We start from the raw sequence: 23,034 nt of genomic DNA, 5'->3' as shown, positions 1-23,034 counted from the left end.
TGTTACCAAAACGTGTGAGGCGGCAACCCTGGGCGGCAAGGACATTAACGGCCACCCACCAGCGTCGTTACGCGCAGGGTGCGATCATCCGGAATTTCCGCCTGAGACATCACTACCAGATGGCGCATACGCCTGCGCAAGAAGCGCGACAGCACGGCCCGCAGCGAGTGCTGAACAACCAGTACCGGCGCTTCACCACTGCCTTCATGTTTCTCTAGCGCTTGCTGCGCCTGGGTCATCAGGGTATCCGCAAGGCCAGGCTCCATCGCACCATTGCCGTTCATGGCTTGCATCAACACCTGTTCAAGCTGCGCATCGAGCCCCATAACGTGCAGGGTATCTTGGCCTGCAAACCACTGCTGAGTAATAGCGCGCCCCAACGCAATGCGCACCAGCGCCGTTAGCTCGTTGGGGTCTTTCTGCTGGCCGGCATACTCGGCTAGGGTGTCTAGCACGCTGCGCATATCGCGGATCGACACATCTTCGTCGAGCAGGTTTTGTAAAATACGCTGCAGTACAGTGAGGGAAATCGCTTTGGGCACCACTTCTTCGACCAGCGTCTTTTGATCGTCGCCCAGCTTGTCCAGCAGTTTCTGCACTTCCTGCCGTCCCAGCATTTCAGGCGAGTGGCGATGCAGTAAATGGTTTAGGTGGGTCGCAATCACCGTACTCGCATCGACGACCGTATAGCCATAGACCTGGGCGTGTTCCCGCTGATTAGAATCAATCCACACTGCGGGCAGGCCAAAGGCGGGGTCTTGGGTGGGCGTGCCCTGCAACTCACCGGAGACCTGGCCTGGGTCGATGGCGAGCCATTTGCCGGGCTGCGCCTCCGCGCGGCCAATCTCCGCGCCCTTCATGGAGAGCACATAGGTATTAGGCGGCAGTTCTAGGTTATCGCGAATGTGGACCACTGGCGGCAGGAAGCCAACCTCTTGGGCAAACTTTTTACGCACGCTTTTAATACGCCCCAGCAACTCGCCCTTTTGGCGCGAATCCACTAGCGGAATTAAACGGTGGCCGACTTCCAAACCTAGCGTATCGACCAGTTGAACATCCTCCCAGCTAGCCTCGGGGGTCTCTTGCAGCGGAGGCGGTGCAGCCGATATCTCCTCTTTTACCTGGGTCTGCTCTTTACGGCGAATCAAATACCACGCTAAACCGCCCAACAGCGCCGTAAAGACTAAAAACACAAAGTTGGGCATGCCGGGCACCATGCCCAACAATCCCATCACGATGGCAGCAAGGATCATGACCTGAGGATTAACAAACAGCTGGCTGATCATTTGCTGACCAACATCTTGCTCGGTGTTGACCCGCGACACCGTCACGCCCGCCGCCGTTGAGATAACCAATGCAGGGATCTGCGCCACCAGGCCATCGCCAATCGTCAGCAGCGTATAGGTGCGTGCCGCATCGGCAAAACCCATATCATGCTGCATCATACCGATCAGCAGGCCGCCGATAATATTGACCACCATAATGACCAGGCCAGCTACCGCGTCACCACGAACAAACTTGCTGGCACCATCCATAGAGCCGTAAAAGTCAGCCTCTTGGGCCACTTCAGCACGGCGCTTTTTAGCATCCTCTTCACCAATCAAACCGGCGTTCAGGTCGGCATCGATCGCCATCTGCTTACCGGGCATGGCGTCGAGCACGAAGCGAGCGCCCACTTCGGCAATACGCCCGGCACCCTTGGTGATGACCATAAAGTTGATGATGACCAGAATTAAGAAGACCACCAAACCTACCGCAAAATTGCCGCCCACTAGGAAGGTACCAAACGCTTCAATGACCTTACCGGCCGCATCGCCCCCTTCGTGGCCTTCCATCAATACCACTCGGGTAGAGGCCACGTTAAGCGAGAGTCGCAGCAGCGTAGTAAACAGCAGCACGGCTGGGAAAGCCGCAAAATCGAGCGGTTTTTCAGCAAACATGCTGACCAGCAGCACCATGATCGCCAGGGCAATATTGAAGGTAAACAGGAGATCAAGCGCGAAGGGCGGAAGGGGCAGAATCATCATGCCCAGGATCATTAAAATCAGCAGCGGGCCCGCGAGCAGCTTCATGCTCACGTCGTTCATCCAGGGTCGCTGATTGATCAACTGGCTTAAGCCTTTCATGGTTGTGCCTCATTGCCATCGGCACGACGGCCGGGACTTTCCATATCCGGGGGAACCGGTAAATTATCGGGAGTGGGGGGCACCTCGCCTCCTTGTTGTGCAACGTGCTTCAGGCGGTAAGCCCAGGCCATGACTTCCGCCACGGCGGTGTAGAGCTCTGCGGGCACTTCGGCCTCTAAGTCGACATGATGATACAGGGCGCGCGCTAACGGTGCTGCCTCCAATCGTGGCACGCCCGCCTCCTCGCCAATTTCACGGATCCGGCCGGCAACGGCATCGGCCCCTTTCGCGACGAGTCGCGGAGCGCCCATGCGGCCTTCTTGATACACCAGTGCCACCGCATAATGCGTCGGGTTGGTAATAATGACATCGGCCTCAGGGACTTTACTCATCATGCGGCCCCGCGCCATCGCCTGCTGCTGCTGGCGGATGCGCCCTTTTACGTGGGGGTCGCCTTCTGAGTCCTTATGCTCCTGCTTGACCTCTTCTTTGGTCATGCGCAGCTGTTTGGCGTTGTTCCAGAGCTGAAACGGGACATCAATCAGAATAACCACAATCAATGACAGGACAATGAGACCCGCCGCAAGCGCGGCCATGTTCAAAGCGCTCACCAGCGCCTGCTGTATGGGCTGGTCCATTAACCCTAAGAACCGCCCTATATTAAAATATAAAAAACTAAACGCCACGCTTCCCACCAATACCGACTTGGCAATCGCTTTTGCCAGTTCGGCCAGCGCCTGAGATGAAAACAGTCGCTTTAACCCTTTGATGGGATTTAATTTTGAAAATTTGGGCTGCAGCGATTTTGATGAGATTAACCAGCCGCCCAGCAGGGCTGGCGCGACCAGCGCGATGACCGTGAGCAGTAAAAACAGCGGTAGCATCGCGATCAGGGTGCGCTGCCCCAGATCCAGCGCATTCACCAGCATCGGAGTGCTTTCCATGGCGTGGCGACGCTCGAACAAGAACGCCTGCTCCATCACCATGCCGAGCTGGTCGTAGAGCATCTGCCCCATGCTCCACAGACCTAACACGCCCCCGAGCAGCATCATAAAGGTCGTCAGCTCTCGGGATCTGGGCACCTGGCCCTCTTCCCGGGCTTTATCCAAGCGCCTGGGCGTCGCCTCTTCGGTTTTTTCCTGATCGCTGTCGTTATCGGCCATGCTGTCATCCGGCTAGCGAGTGGTCGGTTGACCAAAATAAGGCACACCATAAACTCAGCCGCCCTAAAGGACGGCTGAACGGGTTCTTATTTTGCCAGATGCGCGGGCTTACAATGTGCTAATAACCCAGCATTAAAAGCCTAATTCGTCCAATAAGTCGTCTACCTGATCCTGCCCGGTGACGATATCGGGGGCGTTTTCTTTTACCTGCGGCCCATTGAGAAGGTCTTCATTGCGGCGAGCGTTCTCATTCTTCCACTGATCTTCCGCCTTGCGCTGCATCGTTTCGCGAGCTTCAGCACCGGGAACATTGTCGATCAGCACCTGAACCAACTGGTGTTCAATCTCACGAATCACGTCCATCATTTTCTTGATGACCTGACCGGTAAGATCTTGGAAGTCTTGCGCCATCATAATATCCATCAGCTCTTTGTTCGTCGCTGAGGTAATGGCAGGCACATCGCTTAAGTAGGTACGCGTCTCTTTTACCAGCACCTTCGCTTCGTCAAGCTCTTTGGGAGCCTCGAACCACTCGGCCCAACGCTTGTCGAGTGCTTCGGCCCGCTCAGAGAGCTGATCTTGCAGCGGCTGCGCACGATCAATCGCGTTTAACGCTTTGTCAGCAGCCTGCTCGGTCATTGTCGCCACATAGTGCAGTCGGTCACGGGCGTCGGGGATCGCTTCAGCAGCCTTTTCAATCTCTTTGTCTAAGCCCAACTCGCGCATATTGTCACGCAGCATGCGAGTAAGCTTACCAATACGAAAAATTAGGTCTTCTGCAGCTTCTTCGGACAGTTGGGCAGAACCACCCTGCTCATTCTGACTCATTGTGTTGTCTCCTCGTTAACCGAGCACCATGGCTCAGCCGCGTCATTTACCCATTTTCTCGAAGATTTTATTCAGCTTCTCTTCAAGGGTAGCGGCAGTGAACGGCTTGACGACATAACCGTTAGCGCCCGCTTGTGCGGCAGCAATGATGTTCTCTTTTTTCGCTTCCGCCGTCACCATCAAGACAGGCAAGTCTTTCAACGCATCGTCCTGACGGATCTCTTTCAACATCTCTAAGCCGTCTAGGTTGGGCATGTTCCAATCCGACACGACAAACTCAAAGTTGCCGGCACGCAGCTTGTTCAGCGCGTCTTGACCATCTTCTGCTTCATCAACGTTGGTAAAGCCAAGCTCTTTCAGCAAGCTACGGACGATCCGGCGCATGGTGGGAAAGTCGTCTACTACTAAGAAGCTCATGTTCTTATCGGCCATGGGTCATCCTCTCACTAACATCATGTATTGGGTGACTGTGAATTCAGTCAGGGTTAAAACTCTTCCCACTCGTCGTGGTGTTGTTGGGTTGCCGTACGGCGTGCAGGCTGCGCTGCGGCAGGCTTCTCCACGGCGGTGTTCCGCTTGGTATTGCTCTGAGCGCTGTTGCTCTGTGCAGGCAATGCACTGCGGGGGCCTTGGCTACTCAGCACCTGAAACACCGCAACGGCTTCCTCTAAACGATTCGCTTGCTCTTCCAGTGACGCTGCCGCCGCTGATGCTTGCTGCACCAGCGCAGCATTCTGCTGCGTCACTTGATCCATCTGGCCAACGGCTTGGCTAACCTGCTCAATACCGTCGCTCTGCTCTTGCGATGCCGCAGATATCTCATCCATGATATCCGTTACCCGGCGCACGGCAGTGACCACATCGGTCATCGTCTGGCCCGCCTTTTCTACCAGAGAAGAGCCCTGGTTAATCTGGCTAACAGAGGCCTCAATTAGCGTTTTAATCTCTTTTGCCGCATCGGCACTGCGGCTAGCAAGATTGCGCACTTCTCCCGCCACGACGGCAAATCCACGCCCCTGCTCACCTGCACGCGCCGCTTCTACCGAGGCATTAAGGGCCAAGATATTGGTCTGGAACGCAATGGAATCAATCACACTGGTAATATCCGCCACCTTTTGCGAACTGCTAGAGATACCGTGCATGGTTTCCACGACCTGCTGAACCACCGCTCCGCCCTGCTCGGCAGTGCTCGAGGCATTCGCCGCTAGCGTGCTGGCTTGCCGCGCGTTGTCCGCATTCTGTTTCACGGTCGCCGTCATTTGCTCCATGCTCGCCGCCGTTTGCTCTATCGAGGCAGCCTGCTGCTCGGTACGTGATGAAAGATCCGCATTACCGCTGGCAATCTCGCGGGTGCCATGGTGAATCTCCTGACTCCCTTCGCGTACCCGAGTAACCGTGGCGGTCAGATTTTTCTGCATGGTCGCCATAGCAGCAAACAGGCGGCCAATCTCGTTATTACCGGCCTCAGGTAGCGGCTGGGTGAGGTCTGCCTCAGCGATGCGATCAAGCCGCTGCACCGCGTTATTCAGCGGTGCGATCACCGTACGGCGCAGACCCATATAAATCGCCAACGTCACGAGCAGCGCCAGCCCTACCGATAATGCGTTGATAAGCGTAAAGGTATCGCCTTGAGATTCAGCATCAACGCGGATCGTGTCGACACGGCCAAAACCATACTCAATAAAGGCGGTTGTACTTTGGGCAAGCTCGGTTAGCGGCTGCGCTAGCTCACCACGTAGCTGGTTGAACGTGTTGACATCCATAAACTCGAAGCTGGCGTGCTGCTGCTTCACTAGATCAAGCACCGTGCGGAAGTGGTTATCCACGGCCTCGCCCAGCACTTGCCCCTGGGGAGTGCGGGGGGCAGCCGCAAAGTTATTAAAGCGGTCCTCGGCCCGTTCAATACGATTAGCTGCGAGGTCCACCTGCTCATTGGATTGCTGCGTGCGCCCTACCATCAGCAGGTTAGAGGCCGTCTCCATAGCAAGCATCGCTTGGTTTAACAGCGAATCCGCGCGGCTCAGCTCGTTGAGCTGCTCATTGCCAATCAAATTCAACGTGCCCAAATTGCTTTGGGCACTACGCTCGGACATCACACCGAGTCCCGCCACCACGAGTATCAGCGCCAACAGGCAGGTGAGCGCGGTCACGACAGCAGCATGGATACTGAGATTGCGCAGTAAGCGAGTCATTGTTTAGCTTCCCTTTTAAAATGACCACGTTGTGGTTGTTATTGTTTGGCTATTTATACGCGCTGGGCACGCCCAGAGGCCGCAATCAGCGCCATCAGGCGTGAGGGTATATCATCCAACGCGACGACTTCGACGGCCCCGCCAACCGCAATGGCTTCCCGTGGCATACCGAACACCACGCAGGACTCTTCATTCTGAGCGATGGTAGGCGCGCCCGCTTGACGCATTTCCAGTAACCCTGCCGCACCGTCTTTCCCCATGCCGGTCAGGATAACGCCGATAGCGTTCTTGCCCGCATGCTTAGAGGCAGAGTGAAACAGCACATCAACCGAAGGCCGGTGACGATTCACAGGCGGCCCATCGTTTAACCGAGCCACGTAGTTAGCACCGCTGCGAACAAGCTCTAAGTGCTGGTCACCGGGAGCAATATACGCGTGCCCTGGTAGCACCCGCTCGCCGTCTGTGGCTTCTTTGACGGTAATACGGCACAGCCGGTCCAGCCGCTCAGCGAAAGAGCGCGTGAAACCGCCGGGCATGTGTTGGGTAATTAAAATAGCGGGAGAGTTAGCCGGCAGCGGTTCAAGCACCGCACGGATGGCTTCAGTGCCCCCCGTGGAGGCGCCAATAATGATCAGTTTTTCACTGGAAACCATCGGCGCTTTTAACTGGCTCGGCGGCGGCGTGTTTTTGTGACGTGCCTGACGAGGACGCGAGCGTGCAGCGGCGCGCAGTTTCTCGGCAATCTCATCAGCGTACTCCATCATGCCGCTGCGAATACCCAGACTTGGTTTGGCCACGAAATCTAGCGCACCCAGTTCCAGCGCCCGCAAAGTAATTTCGGAGCCACTTTGGGTCAGCGACGACACCATCAATACCGGCATTGGCCGTAAGCGCATCAGGCGCTCTAGAAAATCGAGGCCATCCATACGCGGCATTTCAACGTCTAGCGTGAGCACATCGGGGTTGTGCTGCTTGATAAGATCGCGGGCAGCGATGGGGTCAGGCGCAACGGCAACGACTTCCATGTCAGGCTGTGAGTTAATGATTTCTGTCAGCAAATCACGAATCAACGCCGAATCATCGACGCACAACACTTTGATCTTGGCTGCGCTCAAAGCACGCCTCCTATAAAGGTAGCCATCGCGGCTTTGCTCGCTGGGTCAGTGGCCCAGCACCGAGCTTAGCCGTCTCTTGTTCACTTATTTCGCGAGGGTGTAAACCGTCTGCCCGCGCAACTTAAACGCATCGCTGATATATGAGAAGTTTTCGGAGTGACCTGCAAATAGCAATCCATCGGGCTTCATCAGCGGCGCAAACCGCTTCAGAATCTTTGCCTGCGTATCTTTATCGAAATAAATCATAATGTTACGGCAAAAAACGGCATCAAAGGGCCCTTTCAATGGCCACTGCGGGGCCAGCAGATTCAGGGGCATAAACTCCACCAATGCAGACACTTCCGGCCGCACGCGGGCAAGGCCAATATGGTTGCCAGTGCCTTTTTGGAAGAACCGTTTCACTCGCGCTTCATCGAGTTTACGTACCTGCTCCTGGGGATAAATGCCTTTGCGCGCTTTCGCCAGAGCTTCCGTATCGATATCTGTCGCAATCACTTTGGCCTGCGAGGCCTTAGGGCCAAGCGTTTCGAGCAGCGTCATGGCGATGGAGTAAGGCTCTTCACCGGTTGATGCCGCCGAGCACCAGATCGTTACCGGCTCTTGCTTGTTCTTAATATGCTCAGCCAGCAGCGGAAAGTGGTGGGATTCACGAAAGAACGCCGTGAGGTTTGTTGTCAGCGCATTCGTAAACGCTTCCCACTCTTTGGCGTCAGGCTGACGCTCCAATCGCGACAGGTACTCGGTAAAGCGCGTCATCCCGTGATGACGCAGCCGCTTGGCCAAGCGGCTGTAGACCATTTCACGCTTATGCTCGGCTAATACAATGCCAGCACGCTGGTAAATCAGCTCTCGAATGCGCGCAAAATCAGCATCGGTCAGCACCAGATCACGTTCGATCTGTCCACTGGACGCCCACTGACCAGCCTCCACTCCCCGTTCGCGTTGGTCTGTCAAAACTCTTCCCACTCCTCTACAGAGGCCATTTGCCGCTTTTTGCTACTCGGCGCTGGCGATGTGGCACTGCTGTTATATGACGCGCCCTTTGGCGGCGTGCTAGCGCTGGGTAAAGCCGTCACGCTATGCATGGTCGCTGACGGTGCTAGCGGACCTTGGCTCGTCAGTCGGAAAGCCTCCACCGACAGCGCCAGCAGGCTTGCCTGCTGCTCTAGCGCCATCGCCGCCTGCGCTGTCTCTTGCACACGCAGGGCGTTTTGCTGCGTGGCTTGATCCATCTCAGCAACGGCTTGGTTGACCTCTGCGATGCCGCTGCTTTGCTCTTCTGAGGCCGCTGAAATATCGTGCATGATATGCGTGACACTACGGGCAGCTTCGGCAACATCGCTGATCGCCGCCTCGGCTTTTTCCACTAGCCCAGCGCCTGCGTTAACTTCCTGACTAGATTGATCAATCAGCGAGCGAATCTCCTGGGAAGCTCCTGCACTGCGTCCTGCGAGCTTACGCACTTCCTCAGCAACAACGGCAAAGCCACGGCCATGTTCTCCCGCACGCGCTGCCTCAACAGAGGCATTGAGCGCCAGAATATTGGTCTGGAAAGCAATCGAATCAATGACGTTAATAATATCGGTCATTTTCTGTGAGCTTTGAGTAATCCGCTGCATATTAGCGACCAGTTGTGTCATCAACTCGCCGGTTTGTGTAACCCTTGTTGCATTATTATCGGCCAGTCGACGCGCTTCTTGAGCGTTATCACTGTTTTGCCGCACCGTGGTAGTCATTTCCTCCATACTGGAGGCCGTTTGCTGAAGTGATGCTGCCTGCTGCTCGGTGCGTGAAGACAGCGCCTCATTGCCACTGGCAATATCTTTGGCTGCTGGGGTCACTACTTCAATGCCGTGTTTTACATCGCTAATAATGCTGCTCAAGCTTTTGCGCATGGTGTCTAGCGAGTCCATTAGCTGGCCAATCTCATCCCGCCGCTTGGCCGGCACGCGGGCCGCTAAGTTGCCCCCCGCAATTTGCAGGGTAAAGCGCGAGGCATGCTTCAGCGGATAAATAATAGAGCGCAGCGTTAACACGCTGATCAGTATCAGCAGCAGCAAACCAATCCCAAGCATAACGGCCTGAGCAGACAGCATCGCCGTTTGGCCCTGCTCGGCATCTGCTGCCATGGTTTCAGCAGCCTCCTGCTTTTGGGCAATCAATTGATTCACCATGGCCGACAGGGCACGGCCATCTTCATTCATCACGTTGATGACGCTATCCAGCCCCGTAAAGGCTTGATAGGTCTCTTCGGCTTGCAGCACGTTGGCCGCTTGATTCATGCCGTTCGCTAAAAAGGCTTGTAGCTGTTCATCGAATGACGTCGCCAGCGGTGTCGCGTTGACCTCTCGGCTATAAAACGCTTCCCATACCTCAGCGATGCCAGCCGCACTTTCCGCGACAGCCTCGCCCATTTCAAAGCGCTGGCTGATCAGCTCCATACGCTCAGGCTCAATCATCGATTGGCGAGTTTGCGCAATGGTTTGGTCAATCTGCTGGAGGCGAATCACATCGCGCAGTCCGTCGTTATTTAACTCGCCTAAACGGTCGCCAGCGACATTCAGTCCATAGAGTCCAAGGCCTCCGCTGGCTATCAGTAGCCCACCCGCGACCACGACCATGCCAATTAACTTGGCGCGGATGGTGTCTAGCCGGGTACGCTTCAAGCGCTGCCACACCCCTTTCTGGCGTACGCGCCCTTTATCGAGATAAAGCCGTTTATTGCGCCCTTCGCGCATTTCAGCGTAGCGCTGTTCTGCTTGGGCAATCGCCTCACGGGTGGCCTGCACCCTGACCGAGGTGTAACCGATGACCTGGTCACTCTCTACAATCGGCGTCACACTGGCATCAACCCAGTAGTGGTCGCCATTTTTACAGCGGTTTTTAACCAACCCCCGCCAAGTATCGCCGGACTGGACCGTTTTCCAGAGATTTTCAAACGCGGGCGGCGGCATATCTGGGTGGCGAATCAGGTTATGCGGGGCGCCGATCAGCTCTTCGTACTGATAGCCGCTAATCTCAATAAATGCCGGATTGGCGTAAGTAATTCGCCCTTTTAAATCGGTGCGGGAGACCAGAAAGTCATCTTGTTTTAGCTCAACTTCCCGTTGAGTCACTGGCTGGTTATTACGCATCGTACTGCCTTATTGTTGGTGTTTTGGCGCGTTAACGGATCATTCGTGCTGCGGCAACTGCCGCAAAGTTTAAAAAGCTTCCCACTCTTCAGTGTTGGTTTTGGTGATTGTGCTGGGTGTGCGTGTCGGCGTCTGCGTAAGCGCAGAAGGTGCTGCCGGACGCGTTTGGCGTAGTGCTGGACGCCCCCCAGCCACCTGAAACCGCTCAACGGCTTCGCGCAGGCGTGCAGCCTCGCTCTCTAGTTCATTGGCACTACGTGCAGCTTGCTGAACCAGCGCAGCATTCTGCTGAACGACCTGATCCATTTGTGCAACGGCTTGATTTACCTGACTAATGCCATTGCTCTGCTCTTCTGACGCGGAGGCAATTTCATCCATAATGTCGCTAACCCGCTGCACAGCGGCAACCAGGTCTTGCATGGTTTGCCCGGCCTGGTTAACGCGCTGCGTACCGGCATCAACTTTGCCAAGCGATGCATCGATAAGCGTACGGATCTCTTTGGCCGCATTGGCGCTGCGGCTTGCGAGGCTGCGAACCTCCTGGGCTACCACAGCAAAGCCTTTTCCGTGCTCACCTGCACGCGCCGCCTCAACAGAAGCATTCAGCGCTAAAATATTTGTTTGGAAGGCAATGTTATCAATCAAGGTAATAATATCAGCGACTTGATGAGAGCTTGCGCTGATGTCTTGCATGGTTCCCACGATATCGCTGACTTCCTCGCCACTACGCCGCGCCGTGCGCGTGGCTTCACCCGCGAGCTGACTTGCCTGACGCGCATTATCTGCGTTATGGCTAACAGTGGAGGCAAGCTGCTCCATGCTGGAGGCCGTCTCTTCCAGCGATGAAGCCTGCTGTTCAGTGCGAGAGGAGAGATCATTATTGCCGCTGGCGATATGTTGAGAACGCTCAAAAATGGTAGTGCCACTCTGTCTCACCACCCCAACCGTTTCAGATAAAGAGCCCTGCATATGAGCCATCGCGCTGTAGAGTTTGCCAATCTCATTATTGCCTGGCGAGGTAATCTGCTGATTCAGGTCGCCTTGCGCCATACGCTCAAAATACCCGACCAGACGATCTAGCGGCCGCAGCACATTGGTGCCAACGCCCCACACAACCACCACTACGGTCAACACTGTCATGGCTACAATACCCACTAATACCCAGCGGATACGCGTGGCAAAAGCGGTAAATGCTATCTGCTGGGCTTGCGGGTCACTGGCACTTTGAACAATGGTTGCCCCATGGTGCAGCGCATAAAGACCAATACCGCAGGCGATGAGCACCAGCAGAAAGAAGGTGGCTAACACTAACCCCCAGCTAAGCCGGACGGTCATGTTGCTCATCAGTTGACGTACTAGCGGTGTCATGCGCATTACTCCAAACACAACCGTACTAACTAGCGCTATCCATGGCGCCAGTGCAGGTTGTTTTTTGGCTTAAGACAGGCACATTCCCTGTGCCTCAAGGCAGGTCGTTAGCGGTTACCGGTGCTATCTACTAGCGCCATCTCTTCACTTGTCAGCAGCTTATCGATATCTACCAGCACCAACATCCGATCATCCAGGCTACCGAGGCCACTGAGGAAATCAGAGGAGAGCGTGACACCAAACTCTGGCGCAGGCTTGATCTGATCCGGCGTGAGGGTCATCACATCGGAAACGCCATCTACAACGATACCCACAATACGATCCGCAACATTGACGACGATCACGACTGTTTGACCACCGTACTCAACGTTGTCCAAGTGGAACTTGATACGCAGATCCACGATCGGCACGATGACGCCGCGCAAATTCGTGACCCCTTTGATAAAGTCCGGTGCGTTCGCGATGCGCGTGACGTTTTCGTAACCACGGATCTCTTGGACCTTTAAGATATCAATGGCGTACTCTTCGTCGCCCAGCGAAAACACCAGAAATTCACGACTTTCCGCTTCTGCGGCTAGCACCGCCTCATTAGTTGCTTGACTCATGACGGCTCAGCCTCCTTGTAATAAGAGAGATGTGGTTGATTAGCGACTTTCCCTGCTTCTTTTTTGGCACGGCTTAAACGGTGTAAGCCGGTAATATCGAGAATTAACGCAACGCTGCCATCCCCCAAGATAGTAGCGGCCGACACGCCGGGCACTTTGCGATAATTGTCTTCGAGGTTCTTTACCACCACCTGCTGCTGGCCAATCAGCTCATCCACCAGCATGGCATAACGACGCCCCTCACCTTGCACGATGACGGCGATACTCTTAGTCGGGTCGGTGATGGCATTCTCAACGTCTAGCACTTCGTGAATCGCAATCACCGGCAGATACTCGTCGCGCACTTTGAGTACCACATCGTCGCCTGCCATGGCGTACATGTCGCCTTTGGCGGGCTGTAGCGACTCCAGTACAGTCGACAGCGGTAGAATAAAGGTTTCACGGCCGACCTTGATCGACATGCCGTCAAGAATGGCCAGCGTTAACGGCAACACAATGCGCGTATTGGTGCCTTCGCCTTTCTTCGATTGAATCTCAACGCGGCCACCCATGCCCTGGATATTCCGCTTGACCACGTCCATGCCCACGCCGCGTCCAGAGACGTCGGTGACTTCCTTGGCCGTTGAAAAGCCTGGGGCGAAAATGAGCTGGTAAACGTCTTCGTCCGACATGGTGTCAGAAACGTTCAGGCCATTTTCACGGGCCTTAGCCAGCAAACGGTCACGATCCATCCCGGCACCGTCATCGCGCACTTCAATGAGAATATTGCCACCCTGGTGGCGAGCAGAGAGCACCAGCTTGCCGGTACGTGGCTTGCCTAGTGCCTCGCGCTCATCCGGCATTTCAATGCCGTGATCCAGGCTATTACGTACAAGGTGGGTAAGCGGGTCGGTAATACGTTCTACAAGGCTCTTATCCAGCTCGGTAGATTTACCCTCGGTCACCAATTCGATCTCTTTACCGAGCTTACCCGCCGTGTCACGCACAACCCGTGGGAAACGGCTGAAAACGAACTCCATCGGAATCATACGGATTGACATGACCGCTTCTTGAAGGTCACGGGCATTGCGCTGCAGCAAGCTCATACCATTCTGCAGAGAGCTGTTGCCAACCGACTGGTCGTCCAGATCACTCACCGTTTGATCCAGCATCGACTGGGTGATGATCAACTCGCCCACAAGGTTAATAATCTGGTCAACCTTATCGACGGACACACGTATAGAAGATGACTCAGGGGCCGCTTTTTTAGCCGCTGCCTTTTCTGATTTTTTGCTGGCAGGCGCTTTAGTGGCTGCAGGCTTCTCCGCCACTGGCGCTGCTGGCTTCTCTTCCACCTGGGGAGCAGGCTCACTCTGAGCCGTTTCAGCTACAGGCTCAACCGCCGGAGCAGCAACCATGGTGATCTCAATTTGGTCCGGTTCAATAATGAAGCACATAACGGCTTCAATATCATCGGCGCTCACTCCCCCCGTGAGCGTGACCTCATAGCGTTTTTCATCGCCAGACTGGGACTGAATGTCACCCAACTGCTCTAGCTCTTCTACCAACAGTCCACGATCTTTATCGCCAACGTTGAGAAGCGCTACTTTAAGGTAATGTTGGCTAGTCGCTGCTGCCTTTTTGTCCTCTTCCGGCTCTGCTTTCTTTACAGGTGCCGCAGGGGCGTCAAGCGTTTTGCCAATTTCTTCGAGCGCAATTTGCTGAAGCGTTTGGCAGATACGCTCATACGCCTCTTGATTGGGCTCTTCCTCGTTGCGGTAGGCATCGAGCTGCTCGTGCATGATGTCTTTGGCCTCTAAAAAGGTATCCACATGCTCAGCGCGTAGGGCGAGTTCCCCTTTGCGAGCGTGATCCAGCAGGTTCTCGAAAATATGCGTGGTTTTCTGTAGCACGCTAAAACCGAAGGTTCCTGCGCCACCTTTAATAGAGTGGGCTGCGCGGAAGATAGCGTTCAACTGCTCACTATCCGGATCATCGACATCCAGTTCCAACAAGTGCTGCTCCATATCGGCGAGCAGCTCTTCAGCCTCTTCAAAAAAGGTGTCAAAAAAATCCGCTATATCCATGCACCGCTCCACGTGAACGTCATATTTTTTGTGACAAGCCGCGCTTACTGGTTGTCGTTGGCTTGTGGCGTGTTTTGTGGCGCTTGTTGCTCAGGCACCGGCTGATTCGTTTGTGCGTCATCAGGGTCTGCGTCATCAGGCTGATCCTCATTAGGGAGCAGCGCATCTGGCACATCGTCCTCAATGACGGTGTTGTCTGCCGAGAGGATACCGGGATTACGAATCGCTTCTGCAATCTCAGGTAGCAGCACCACTAGCTCAATCCGGCGGTTAATTGGATCCGTGGGCGCAGTGTCGGATAACAACACACGATCCGCAAAGCCCGATACACGCAACAATTGATCTGGATCAAGCCCACCGGTCACAAGCTCGCGACGTGAAGCATTTGCCCGATCGTTAGACAGCTCCCAGTTGCTGTAACCACGGTAGCCACCGGCATAGGGAACGCTATCGGTATGCCCACTAATGCTTAAGTCATTCGGCAAATCATTGAGCAGCGGTGCCATTGTGCGCAGCAGGCTGCGCATATAAGGGGCGACTTGGTCACTGCCCAGCTCAAACATCGGCCGTTGCTCGGTATCCAGCAGTTGGATACGCAACCCTTCTCGGGTTAAGTCGAAGCGCATCTGATTGCGCAGCTCACGTAACTCCGGGTCACGCTCAATGGCACGCTCAATACGCTCCTGTAGGTCATCAAAGAAGCGCCTTTCCTGGGCACTAGGCCGTGTGTGCTGCAACACGTCAATACGCGCACGCTCGCCGTCACTGTGAGTAGGGTCGGGGCCGCCTCCAGGAATAACGCTCGTGCTGCCCGAACGGTCACCACCGGTAATGGCGGTGACAAGCGGCGTGCTGAAGTAATCTGCTACGCCTTGCCGAGTCTCTTCACTTGAAACACTCAAAATCCACATGACCAAGAACAGCGCCATCAAGGCGGTCATAAAGTCCGCTAGTGCGATCTTCCAGGCACCGCCATGGTGGGCGTGAACAACTTTTTTACGCCTGATGACAATCGGACGCTTATCCCCACCCTTACTCATGCATTACCGCCCTTTTTGGCGTCACGCACATACTCTTCTAACTCAGTAAAACTTGGCCGCTCTGCAGTGTGCAGCGCTTTACGTCCAAACTCGACGGCAAGCTGTGGTGCATACCCGTGTAAGCTGGCCAGTAGCGTCACGCGAATGCACTGAAGCATTTTTTCCGCTTCTTTTGCTTGGCGGTCGGCATAACTCGCAATCGGACTAATAAATCCGTAGCCCATCAATATGCCTAGGAAGGTACCTACGAGTGCCATGGCAATCATCTGTCCCATTTGCTCTGCTGTCGCATCGGCATAGGTCAATGCTTTAATAACCCCCATAACCGCTGCCACAATGCCAAATGCAGGCATGGCATCACCCACCTTAGAAATGGCATCAATGGGGATATGGGCCTCTTGCTCAAAGACCTCAATCTCATGAAGCATCAGCTCATCGATTTCCATCGGCTCCATACCACCACTCACCATAAGGCGTAAGTAGTCCGTCAGGAAATTCATAATATGAGGATCAGCCAGCACCGAAGGGTGCTCTTGAAAGAGAGGGCTTTCTTGGGGATTATCGATATCACGCTCAATACCTAGCATGCCCTCGCGACGCACCTTGGATAGAATTTTGTACTGCAGCGCCATGAGCTCCATATAAAGCGCTTTGTTATATTTCTTCGTTCGTTTCAGCCGCGGCAAGATTTTAAAGGTCGCTTTAATCGCCTTGCCGTTATTGGACGCAATAAATGCCCCTACACCGGCACCACCGATAATTAGCAGCTCAAGTGGCTGATAGAGGGGGCCCATGCTTCCACCTGCAAGCACATAGCCGCCAAAGACGCACACCAGTACGACCACATAACCTAAAAGAATCAGCACAAGCAGAGTCCTTGCGATATCAGTTTTTTATCAACAGAGCAGAGCCTCTGGCTTATCCACGCAGGCACCGCTCTATTCCAAGTGCTACTTCACCACATCATACTCAGTTGAAGGCGATGCTTAATGAGAAAGTACCACTGCCTTTTACCGCTATCTATCCATTCAAGGGGTAGTTTATTAATTCTCCGCCTAACCGCTAGAGGCGTGACAATTTTCTACGTTCAGAGCGCTGCCTTGCGTGTTTTCCCCGCGCGTGAAGGAGGCTGGCAGATGCCGCACACGTAATCATGGGTCGGGCTATGCGCATGAGCCACAAAGTGACCTTCACAGCGCGTACAGGTAGTCAGCTGTAACAGATCGCTCTCAAAAAAACGTACTAGCGTCCAAGCGCGGGTCAGCCCTAACACGGGCTCCACACGCTCTAAAGATATTTGCTCTTCGTACAAGCGATACGCCTTCACAAACGCATCAATCCGCTCACAGCTCGCACCTTTCAGTAAGCCTATATAGATGTTGTAAAAAAAAGAGGAGTGCACGTTAGGTAGCCAAGTAACAAACCAGTCGGCTGAAAACGGTAACATTCCTTTAGGTGGCGACATGCCACGCACTTCTTTATACAGTTTAATCAGGCGCGTACGGCTCAGCTCCGTCTCTGTTTCCAACACCTGAAGACGTGCACCTAATTCAATCAGCTCTATCGCCAGCTGTACTTGGTGCATTTCATCAACCAAGCTTTTCTGGCTCACTTCGACTCTCCTGAGTTTAACGATGTCATCGGCTCGCAGGCAGACAGCAGCGATGCATGCAGACCTGCTAGGCCTTGATCGCGTGGGTTTTCTAGAATATCGCGCAGCCGCTGGCCACTTGCGTGGCTAAATCGGCATACTAATTGATTACTACGCGCAAGCTTGGTGAGCTGCCATGCATTCAGCGATACCAACAGATCGGCGAGCTCACCATCGATTTTTAATCGGAACATGGCTGCCTCGCGATCCTCACTGAGTAAGCGTTGCGCAAGTAGCAAGTACGCTAAGTTAATTTCTTGAATTTCATCGAGAAAGCTTGTTTGACTCATAGTGTCCCATCGAACGACACAGGCGCTATGTTGTGACCATTATACTGGCGCCATTGATGACTTTTTCTTACCCTACCTCATGGTTGCATACAACGCTTGTATTGGCTACTTGAGCCTCTCACGCTGACTCAGCCCATCATCCGATAGCTCAAATACCCAGACGAGCAGTTCAGCAACCACTTGATACAAACTAGCAGGTATCTCTGCATCTAAGTCTAGCTGCATCAGCAACGCCACCAACTCTGGCGCATCGTGGACATAAATTCCCTGACGCTGTGCTTCGGCCATAATACGCTCGGCAAGCTCGCCGTAGCCTTTTGCCACCACACGCGGGGCCTGTTCACCCTCTTGATACGCCAGCGCAACGGCTTGGCGACGCCGCTCACCCGAGGTCGCCATCATCGCTCTCCAATGTTACATATCTAACCTTCACCTGCACTTGGCGAAAATCAAACGCGTTTAAACGCTGCTCTAAAGCACTCACGCCGCCCTCCAAACGCTGCTGTGTGGAGGCGTTATCTGTCGTTAAATCAATACTCAATGCGCCATGATAAAGTGAAAGGGCAATGCTAAAACTGCCAAGATTGGGAACATCTAACTGCATCTCAGAGCGCCACCCTTCTTCGGCCTCTTCATCATCAGCACCACTCTTCTGCCCATCACGACCCGGCAGATTAACCACCAGCGCCATAAAAATACCCGCCCAGACATCGCCTTCCCAGCGCAACGTTGGCATCACCAACATCTCTAACTGCTGGCGTACTAACCCTTGCAGGCTTTCATGAACAATCTCTTTTGGGGCACGGCTTGACACCTCAAGCTCACTGTTGGCGGGTAGTACCACTGGCAGCTGAGGCAACTCTCGACGCTCTCCCACCAGAGGAGATTGTGGGGCATTGGGGCTAGGCGGCAGCATAGCTGGCCGCTCTAGCAGCAACTTATCGCCTGTCACAGGTACCAAAGAAGTGTTTGGTAAAATAGACACAGATGTTTGGCTGGCCAATAGCGCAGAGGCAGGCGCAGCGCTTAGCACTGCCGACGTAAAACTAGGGACAAACATACCAGCAGGACGCGGCCCTGGCTGCATTTGCGGCTCCCTCAACAGCTGCTGTCGAGTCGCTTCTCCTTGAAACCAGCGCTTCAGGTGTGACTCATAAAACAAGCCGCTATCTCGGACGCTTGCCTCAAGGCGGCTCGCCAACACGGGTGCCGACGGCGACTCTTGAGCTGACATTAAAGGAGCTTGGGGGCGAAGTACGGTAGGAGGCGCCGGAAAGCGCAACAACACATCGGCAATGGTGCGTGCAGCAGGGCTAAAATGCGTTTGTGTTGAACTAGGCGCACCGCTTGGCACACCACCGGTTTGAGCTTGACGGAACCCATCAGGCATCCCCGGCAGGCGTTTCAAATCTCCCAGCAGGGGTGCCAGTGGTCGACCGTCTAATCCAGCATCACCCTGCAGTGCGCGCGGCCCATCACCGGCATAAACAGGCTGCACGGGTGCGTTTAATGCACGCTGAGTGGACACCTCGGCTTGGCGTCCAAGCACTTGATGTAACAGAGTGTCGATAAGCGGCGTGATGCCACTCACGATGCCCCCTTATCGCGGGATGAATCACTCTCATGACCGTTATAGGCGCCCTGCTGAGGGGCGTAAGCACGATGGAGGTCACGCTGACGCTGGGTGACACCAATCAATTTTCCAAGCTCATCACGCCTGGCAACCAAACGACGACGAATTTCAACATCGTGCTCTAGTATCTGTTCGAGCAACTCTGACTTGCGCTGCCTACCCTTGGCATCTAGCGTCACCGTTACATCTAAAGTGCGAAGCTCTTCTACCAACACGACGTAGTTGCTGCGCTGCTCAATCAGCTCTGCCCACTGCTCTGCGTTTGCCAGTTCATGCATCTGATTAACACGCACTAGCAGCTTAGCGTAGGCATCTAGCAGCGCTTGTTGAGTATAACTATGAGCTGTTTCGGAAGCCGCCATGCTTGCCTCATGCACTTTGCTGTTGACCGATTTCACGCCACGCGGAAGCGATATCTTCAAGCAGCCGCTCAGCCTGATTCAGACTCTCTTCGTCGTTGCGTAAATTTGCTGCCAGCAGTAAGCGAGCAATATAGTCATAAAGCGACGCAAGCCGTTCAGCAATCACGCCGCCTTTCTCTTGGTCCAGGGCGGCCGCAAGTCCATTGTTAATAATGTCGAGCGCTTTAGAAATCGAGCGGCCTTTTTCTGCTCTATTTCCAGCCTGCATATGAATACGCGCTGCACGGATGGCGGCTTGAGCACCGTCAAACAGCATCACTATCAGCTGATGCGGATCAGCAGACATGACACCACTTTCAACGCCAACACGAGCATACGCACTTGCACCACGTCCGTTAGCGGCGCCACCGCGAGTGTAGGTCATTAGCGGGCACTCCTTTATGGGGTGAAACAACAGCAGCGCCAAAGAAGGGGGCTGCTGTTTAGCATTCAAGGTTGAGCGTGTTTGCTCAGCTATTAAATATATCGGCGCCACTCCTGCGGACTTTAGCGCCTAATTACTTTTTAATTCGGCTAGCCCCTAGGCCAAAAGACCTAGGTAGATACCGCCACTTCACGAACGGGCTTACCCAAACGCTCCAAGACATCGCCGCTTACTATACTGCCTAATGTATCGCGCATAGGCGGCTCGGGCTGTTGGGTCAACACCACCTCCAATGGCGCACCACGATCATCCAAGCGCAGAATCCAAGCAAGCTGTTCACTTGAAAACAGCGCCAATGAGCCGACCGGCAATGCTCTAAAATGCTCTATGTAGCGTTTAATCCAACGAGGATCAAACTGATGGGGATGAGCCAGTAAATGACGGTATATCTGCTGAGCAGTTCGCCCCGGTCGATCAGGCCGGTCGCGACGCATCGCCTCTACCACGTCTACCACAGCGCTGGCTTTTGCCAGCTCGTTAATATCATCCCCCGTTAACCCTTCAGGATAGCCGCTACCGTCGAGGCGCTCGTTAATACCACCGATCACCGCCTGAGCGACGGTGGCCGACAGCCACTGGCACGTGTGCAAACGCGCCAACAGTAAAGACACATGTTCGCTAAGCGCCTGCCGATGTGTCGCTTCAAAATTCGGAGCCTTAAAGACTATTTGAGGAATCAGTGCTTTACCCAAATCGTGTACCAAACCACTGGCCACAATTGCTTTACGCACCTCACGGGGCATATTGGCACCGACTAAATCAAGCAGGTGCACAGCAACGGCTATCCCATGCCTGACGAGTAAGGGTTCAAGCGAGAGACAGCGAGAAGCAAACAAGAGCGCTTCACGATCTTCTTCGTACAGTGCAAGCAAACGATCCGCATTGCGAGATAGCTGCCTTGAGTCGATATCACTCCCCTGCTGAAGCAGCAGCAGTTGTGCATCAAGATAAGCAGCCACTTTTACTAGGCGGCGCGCCGTTGGCGTCGCGTAGCGGCGAATATCGCGTCGCCCTACGTGCTCAGTATCGGGCGCTCGCTTACCAGGCTGTTCAAACAGCGGCGATGGCTGACGCTCCTCCTGCACTTCTTTCTTATAGCGCGATGCTTCTCGCTCAATCTCACAGACAAAGTACCAAATTTGCCGCTCTTGTTCGGATGTACAGCCGGTGAACCGAAAGCCCACGCGCAGTAGGTGCCGCTCAGGGTCGGTTTTTTGATGACGAGCGATACCGTGAACTTCAAAGTAGGTACCGTTGGGGAAGGTAAAGGCAAGTTTCAGCGGCTCGTCAGTCTCCGCCAACACGCCACTGGCTGTAAGCGGAAGCTCAAGCTGGCAGCCGTCTTGGGAAAGGTCGCGCAGCTCACCTAACGCGCTGTCACCACCGCCCCCAAAGACCGAAGCAGCAACCACCATGCCCATGCGGAGCTCAGCGCGGTAGGCTTCTCGGCGCTGCAGTACATCGACGGTAGTAGGATAGTCACTGCAACACAGAAAACGTCCGCCAGACCGGCGAGTCTCAGTTAATGAGAGCAGTGGCGTTCGCACCACCTTGCCCTGAGACTGGCCGCGCAAAAAAAACTGCTCGCCCTGCTGAAGGCGGCTAAGCAGGTAATCCACGGACGATAGGTCCATGACGAGCGTATCCCCCTCATGCTGCTCCATTAGCACAATGGGCTCAGGTCTCGCATCAGGGGTGGCGAGGCAAAGAGACACCCCACCGCTCTCTATCATGGTATTTAGAAGAGAGCTGATTGCCGACGGACTGGTGACGCTTTCGTACTCATCTTGCTGAACTTCCATGCGTGCCTCGCTTTCCCCAAACGCGTTATGCGTTAACACTCATCACAAAGCAGCAGAGCATAACAGAAGCTTTTAACCAGCCGTATGCCCGCCATAGGGCTAATAACACTTTTCTTTTCGTCTATAGTAAAAGTGATAAAGTTTGTGGTAAGGACGCCGATATGATTCAAAAGAGGCTCATCGTCAGACGGTAAACGGCCTCACTGCCTTTCCGCGGTTACGTTACCCAGCCCTTACAGGCTTACTTTTAAGAGGAACGTTATATATGAGCCCACTCTCCATTGATGCAGCCACATCAATAGCGACATCTACCTTATTACCAGAGCGTGCTGCTCGCCAAACCGCACCACTGCCAGTCGACGTCTCTACGAGCGACGACGAGACGACAGATCTTCAGCAAGCAACAAAAGAAGCCTTGGTTGAACCCGTACAGCGCATCAATGACGTTATGAGACCCCGCGGACTGGAGTTTGACATCAGCGAGCAGTCTTCCCGCATTATCACCCGGGTAATTGATCGCGAAACAGGCGATGTCATACGTCAAATACCCGCAGAAGAAGTGCTATTAATGGCAGAACAGCTTGAAGAACTGCAAGGAAGGCTGATTTCGCTTAAGGCATAGCAACCGGAAAAAGCGGCTAATCGCACTACAAGGCATCGCGTAAGCCGCTCGCCCTCTCAACATATAAGTATGATACTGAGCAAACTTTGTAACCCTATACCTGCATATTCATCACGTCACGGTAAGCCGTCACTAAACGGTTACGCACTTGCATTCCCATTTGAAAAGCGACGCTTGCCTTCTGCATATCCACCATCACGTCATTGAGCTCGATATTAGGCTCACCCGCCTGAAATGCCATCGCCTTAGCATTCGACGCTTGCTGTAAACGGTTGATTCGCTGAATAGAGGCTTGCAGCTCACTGCCAAAGCCTGACTGACCAACAGCCGTAGAGACTTGCTCTCCCTTAATCGGCTGAGCTGCCTGGGTGGCAAGCCCCTGCATCTGCTGCAGCGCAGACTGTATTGAAGGTGAACTCATAGGCATGCCCCAATTCGCAAGAAATCATTTAATGCTTAAAGCCTACCACTAGTACGAAAAGCGTCATACGTACAAATGCGTGTAAAAAGCCAAGCTTTTCGTTCATTTATGGTAGACGCCCCCCCGGATAAT

General features: G+C 54.2%; 22 protein-coding genes. 1 reads left to right on the top strand and 21 read right to left on the bottom strand.

The features are described from left to right. Positions 1–44 precede the first annotated feature (44 nt). The 20 genes from flhA to R0J87_RS08585 all read right to left on the bottom strand — a co-directional run bounded on the left by flhA (position 45) and on the right by R0J87_RS08585 (position 21,859). Entirely contained in the window at positions 45–2,126 is a 2,082-nt protein-coding gene (gene flhA, locus R0J87_RS08680) for a flagellar biosynthesis protein FlhA (RefSeq protein WP_498885605.1), read from the bottom strand. After that, positions 2,123–3,289: a flagellar biosynthesis protein FlhB gene (gene flhB, locus R0J87_RS08675; RefSeq protein WP_498885603.1), complete on the bottom strand. Its 1,167-nt coding sequence runs from the start codon at positions 3,287–3,289 to the stop codon at positions 2,123–2,125. Before flhB ends, flhA begins: the two co-directional genes overlap by 4 nt. Before the next feature lie 132 nt (positions 3,290–3,421). Beyond that, positions 3,422–4,117, bottom strand: coding sequence for a protein phosphatase CheZ (gene cheZ, locus R0J87_RS08670; RefSeq protein WP_498885602.1), 696 nt, complete (start codon positions 4,115–4,117; stop codon positions 3,422–3,424). A 42-nt stretch (positions 4,118–4,159) separates the two neighbouring features. Continuing rightward, the gene (cheY, locus tag R0J87_RS08665) at positions 4,160–4,549 is read right to left on the bottom strand and encodes a chemotaxis response regulator CheY (protein WP_139527816.1); all 390 of its coding nucleotides are present in this window, start codon (positions 4,547–4,549) and stop codon (positions 4,160–4,162) included. A 53-nt stretch (positions 4,550–4,602) separates the two neighbouring features. Then, positions 4,603–6,309, bottom strand: a complete 1,707-nt coding sequence (locus R0J87_RS08660) for a methyl-accepting chemotaxis protein (protein ID WP_498885601.1) — start codon at positions 6,307–6,309, stop codon at positions 4,603–4,605. 53 nt (positions 6,310–6,362) lie between these two features. Next, entirely contained in the window at positions 6,363–7,424 is a 1,062-nt protein-coding gene (locus R0J87_RS08655; RefSeq protein WP_404344473.1) for a protein-glutamate methylesterase/protein-glutamine glutaminase, read from the bottom strand. An 84-nt stretch (positions 7,425–7,508) separates the two neighbouring features. After that, a complete protein-coding gene (locus R0J87_RS08650; protein ID WP_498885599.1) occupies positions 7,509–8,378 on the bottom strand; it encodes a CheR family methyltransferase in 870 nt (289 codons plus the stop codon). Further along, complete coding sequence (locus R0J87_RS08645) at positions 8,375–10,558, bottom strand: methyl-accepting chemotaxis protein (protein WP_498885598.1); 2,184 nt, start codon at positions 10,556–10,558, stop codon at positions 8,375–8,377. Before R0J87_RS08645 ends, R0J87_RS08650 begins: the two co-directional genes overlap by 4 nt. A gap of 69 nt (positions 10,559–10,627) precedes the next feature. Continuing rightward, on the bottom strand, positions 10,628–11,926 hold the full coding sequence (locus tag R0J87_RS08640; RefSeq protein WP_498885596.1) for a methyl-accepting chemotaxis protein: 1,299 nt from the start codon (positions 11,924–11,926) through the stop codon (positions 10,628–10,630). Positions 11,927–12,033: 107 nt separating this feature from the next. Next, the gene (gene cheW / locus R0J87_RS08635; RefSeq protein WP_404344469.1) at positions 12,034–12,531 is read right to left on the bottom strand and encodes a chemotaxis protein CheW; all 498 of its coding nucleotides are present in this window, start codon (positions 12,529–12,531) and stop codon (positions 12,034–12,036) included. Beyond that, positions 12,528–14,597, bottom strand: coding sequence for a chemotaxis protein CheA (gene cheA / locus R0J87_RS08630; protein ID WP_498885594.1), 2,070 nt, complete (start codon positions 14,595–14,597; stop codon positions 12,528–12,530). Before cheA ends, cheW begins: the two co-directional genes overlap by 4 nt. 44 nt (positions 14,598–14,641) lie before the next feature. Then, on the bottom strand, positions 14,642–15,637 hold the full coding sequence (gene motB, locus R0J87_RS08625; protein WP_498885593.1) for a flagellar motor protein MotB: 996 nt from the start codon (positions 15,635–15,637) through the stop codon (positions 14,642–14,644). Then, positions 15,634–16,503: a flagellar motor stator protein MotA gene (gene motA, locus R0J87_RS08620; RefSeq protein ID WP_188640131.1), complete on the bottom strand. Its 870-nt coding sequence runs from the start codon at positions 16,501–16,503 to the stop codon at positions 15,634–15,636. Before motA ends, motB begins: the two co-directional genes overlap by 4 nt. Positions 16,504–16,724: 221 nt before the next feature. Continuing rightward, on the bottom strand, positions 16,725–17,249 hold the full coding sequence (flhC, locus tag R0J87_RS08615; protein ID WP_498885592.1) for a flagellar transcriptional regulator FlhC: 525 nt from the start codon (positions 17,247–17,249) through the stop codon (positions 16,725–16,727). Then, on the bottom strand, positions 17,246–17,578 hold the full coding sequence (flhD, locus tag R0J87_RS08610) for a flagellar transcriptional regulator FlhD (protein ID WP_498885590.1): 333 nt from the start codon (positions 17,576–17,578) through the stop codon (positions 17,246–17,248). Before flhD ends, flhC begins: the two co-directional genes overlap by 4 nt. A gap of 105 nt (positions 17,579–17,683) precedes the next feature. After that, positions 17,684–17,977 carry an EscU/YscU/HrcU family type III secretion system export apparatus switch protein gene (locus R0J87_RS08605; RefSeq protein WP_498885690.1) on the bottom strand — a complete coding sequence of 98 codons (294 nt, stop codon included), beginning with the start codon at positions 17,975–17,977 and terminating at the stop codon, positions 17,684–17,686. Next, complete coding sequence (fliK, locus tag R0J87_RS08600; protein WP_498885588.1) at positions 17,961–19,169, bottom strand: flagellar hook-length control protein FliK; 1,209 nt, start codon at positions 19,167–19,169, stop codon at positions 17,961–17,963. Before fliK ends, R0J87_RS08605 begins: the two co-directional genes overlap by 17 nt. Then, positions 19,166–19,573 (bottom strand): flagellar protein FliT, encoded by a 408-nt coding sequence (gene fliT, locus R0J87_RS08595; RefSeq protein WP_498885586.1) that lies wholly within the window; start codon positions 19,571–19,573, stop codon positions 19,166–19,168. Before fliT ends, fliK begins: the two co-directional genes overlap by 4 nt. Before the next feature lie 7 nt (positions 19,574–19,580). After that, a complete protein-coding gene (gene fliS / locus R0J87_RS08590) occupies positions 19,581–19,997 on the bottom strand; it encodes a flagellar export chaperone FliS (protein ID WP_139527802.1) in 417 nt (138 codons plus the stop codon). A gap of 170 nt (positions 19,998–20,167) precedes the next feature. Beyond that, positions 20,168–21,859 (bottom strand): HD domain-containing phosphohydrolase, encoded by a 1,692-nt coding sequence (locus R0J87_RS08585; RefSeq protein ID WP_498885583.1) that lies wholly within the window; start codon positions 21,857–21,859, stop codon positions 20,168–20,170. Positions 21,860–22,124: 265 nt separating this feature from the next. On the opposite strand from R0J87_RS08585, the gene R0J87_RS08580 reads away from it, so the two are divergent. Continuing rightward, positions 22,125–22,481, top strand: coding sequence for a flagellar protein FlaG (locus tag R0J87_RS08580; protein ID WP_498885581.1), 357 nt, complete (start codon positions 22,125–22,127; stop codon positions 22,479–22,481). A gap of 94 nt (positions 22,482–22,575) precedes the next feature. Here the strand turns inward: R0J87_RS08580 and fliE are convergent, their stop codons facing one another. After that, complete coding sequence (gene fliE, locus R0J87_RS08575; protein ID WP_404344458.1) at positions 22,576–22,902, bottom strand: flagellar hook-basal body complex protein FliE; 327 nt, start codon at positions 22,900–22,902, stop codon at positions 22,576–22,578. Positions 22,903–23,034: the final 132 nt, after the last annotated feature.

The organism is Halomonas sp. SIMBA_159, from assembly GCF_046536035.1.
GTDB classification, from domain to species: Bacteria; Pseudomonadota; Gammaproteobacteria; order Pseudomonadales; family Halomonadaceae; genus Vreelandella; species Vreelandella venusta_A.
This window is presented reverse-complemented; position numbering and strand designations above follow the sequence as displayed.

What these genes read in the sequence shown, in the direction of transcription:
- flhA (WP_498885605.1), bottom strand. Translation starts at nt 2,126, where the DNA reads ATGAAAGGCTTAAGCCAGTTGATCAATCAGCGACCCTGGATGAACGAC.
- flhB (WP_498885603.1), bottom strand. Translation starts at nt 3,289, where the DNA reads ATGGCCGATAACGACAGCGATCAGGAAAAAACCGAAGAGGCGACGCCC.
- cheZ (WP_498885602.1), bottom strand. Translation starts at nt 4,117, where the DNA reads ATGAGTCAGAATGAGCAGGGTGGTTCTGCCCAACTGTCCGAAGAAGCT.
- cheY (WP_139527816.1), bottom strand. Translation starts at nt 4,549, where the DNA reads ATGGCCGATAAGAACATGAGCTTCTTAGTAGTAGACGACTTTCCCACC.
- R0J87_RS08660 (WP_498885601.1), bottom strand. Translation starts at nt 6,309, where the DNA reads ATGACTCGCTTACTGCGCAATCTCAGTATCCATGCTGCTGTCGTGACC.
- R0J87_RS08645 (WP_498885598.1), bottom strand. Translation starts at nt 10,558, where the DNA reads ATGCGTAATAACCAGCCAGTGACTCAACGGGAAGTTGAGCTAAAACAA.
- R0J87_RS08640 (WP_498885596.1), bottom strand. Translation starts at nt 11,926, where the DNA reads ATGACACCGCTAGTACGTCAACTGATGAGCAACATGACCGTCCGGCTT.
- cheW (WP_404344469.1), bottom strand. Translation starts at nt 12,531, where the DNA reads ATGAGTCAAGCAACTAATGAGGCGGTGCTAGCCGCAGAAGCGGAAAGT.
- cheA (WP_498885594.1), bottom strand. Translation starts at nt 14,597, where the DNA reads ATGGATATAGCGGATTTTTTTGACACCTTTTTTGAAGAGGCTGAAGAG.
- motB (WP_498885593.1), bottom strand. Translation starts at nt 15,637, where the DNA reads ATGAGTAAGGGTGGGGATAAGCGTCCGATTGTCATCAGGCGTAAAAAA.
- flhD (WP_498885590.1), bottom strand. Translation starts at nt 17,578, where the DNA reads ATGAGTCAAACAAGCTTTCTCGATGAAATTCAAGAAATTAACTTAGCG.
- R0J87_RS08605 (WP_498885690.1), bottom strand. Translation starts at nt 17,977, where the DNA reads ATGGCGACCTCGGGTGAGCGGCGTCGCCAAGCCGTTGCGCTGGCGTAT.
- fliT (WP_498885586.1), bottom strand. Translation starts at nt 19,573, where the DNA reads ATGGCGGCTTCCGAAACAGCTCATAGTTATACTCAACAAGCGCTGCTA.
- fliS (WP_139527802.1), bottom strand. Translation starts at nt 19,997, where the DNA reads ATGACCTACACTCGCGGTGGCGCCGCTAACGGACGTGGTGCAAGTGCG.
- R0J87_RS08585 (WP_498885583.1), bottom strand. Translation starts at nt 21,859, where the DNA reads ATGGAAGTTCAGCAAGATGAGTACGAAAGCGTCACCAGTCCGTCGGCA.
- R0J87_RS08580 (WP_498885581.1), top strand. Translation starts at nt 22,125, where the DNA reads ATGAGCCCACTCTCCATTGATGCAGCCACATCAATAGCGACATCTACC.
- fliE (WP_404344458.1), bottom strand. Translation starts at nt 22,902, where the DNA reads ATGAGTTCACCTTCAATACAGTCTGCGCTGCAGCAGATGCAGGGGCTT.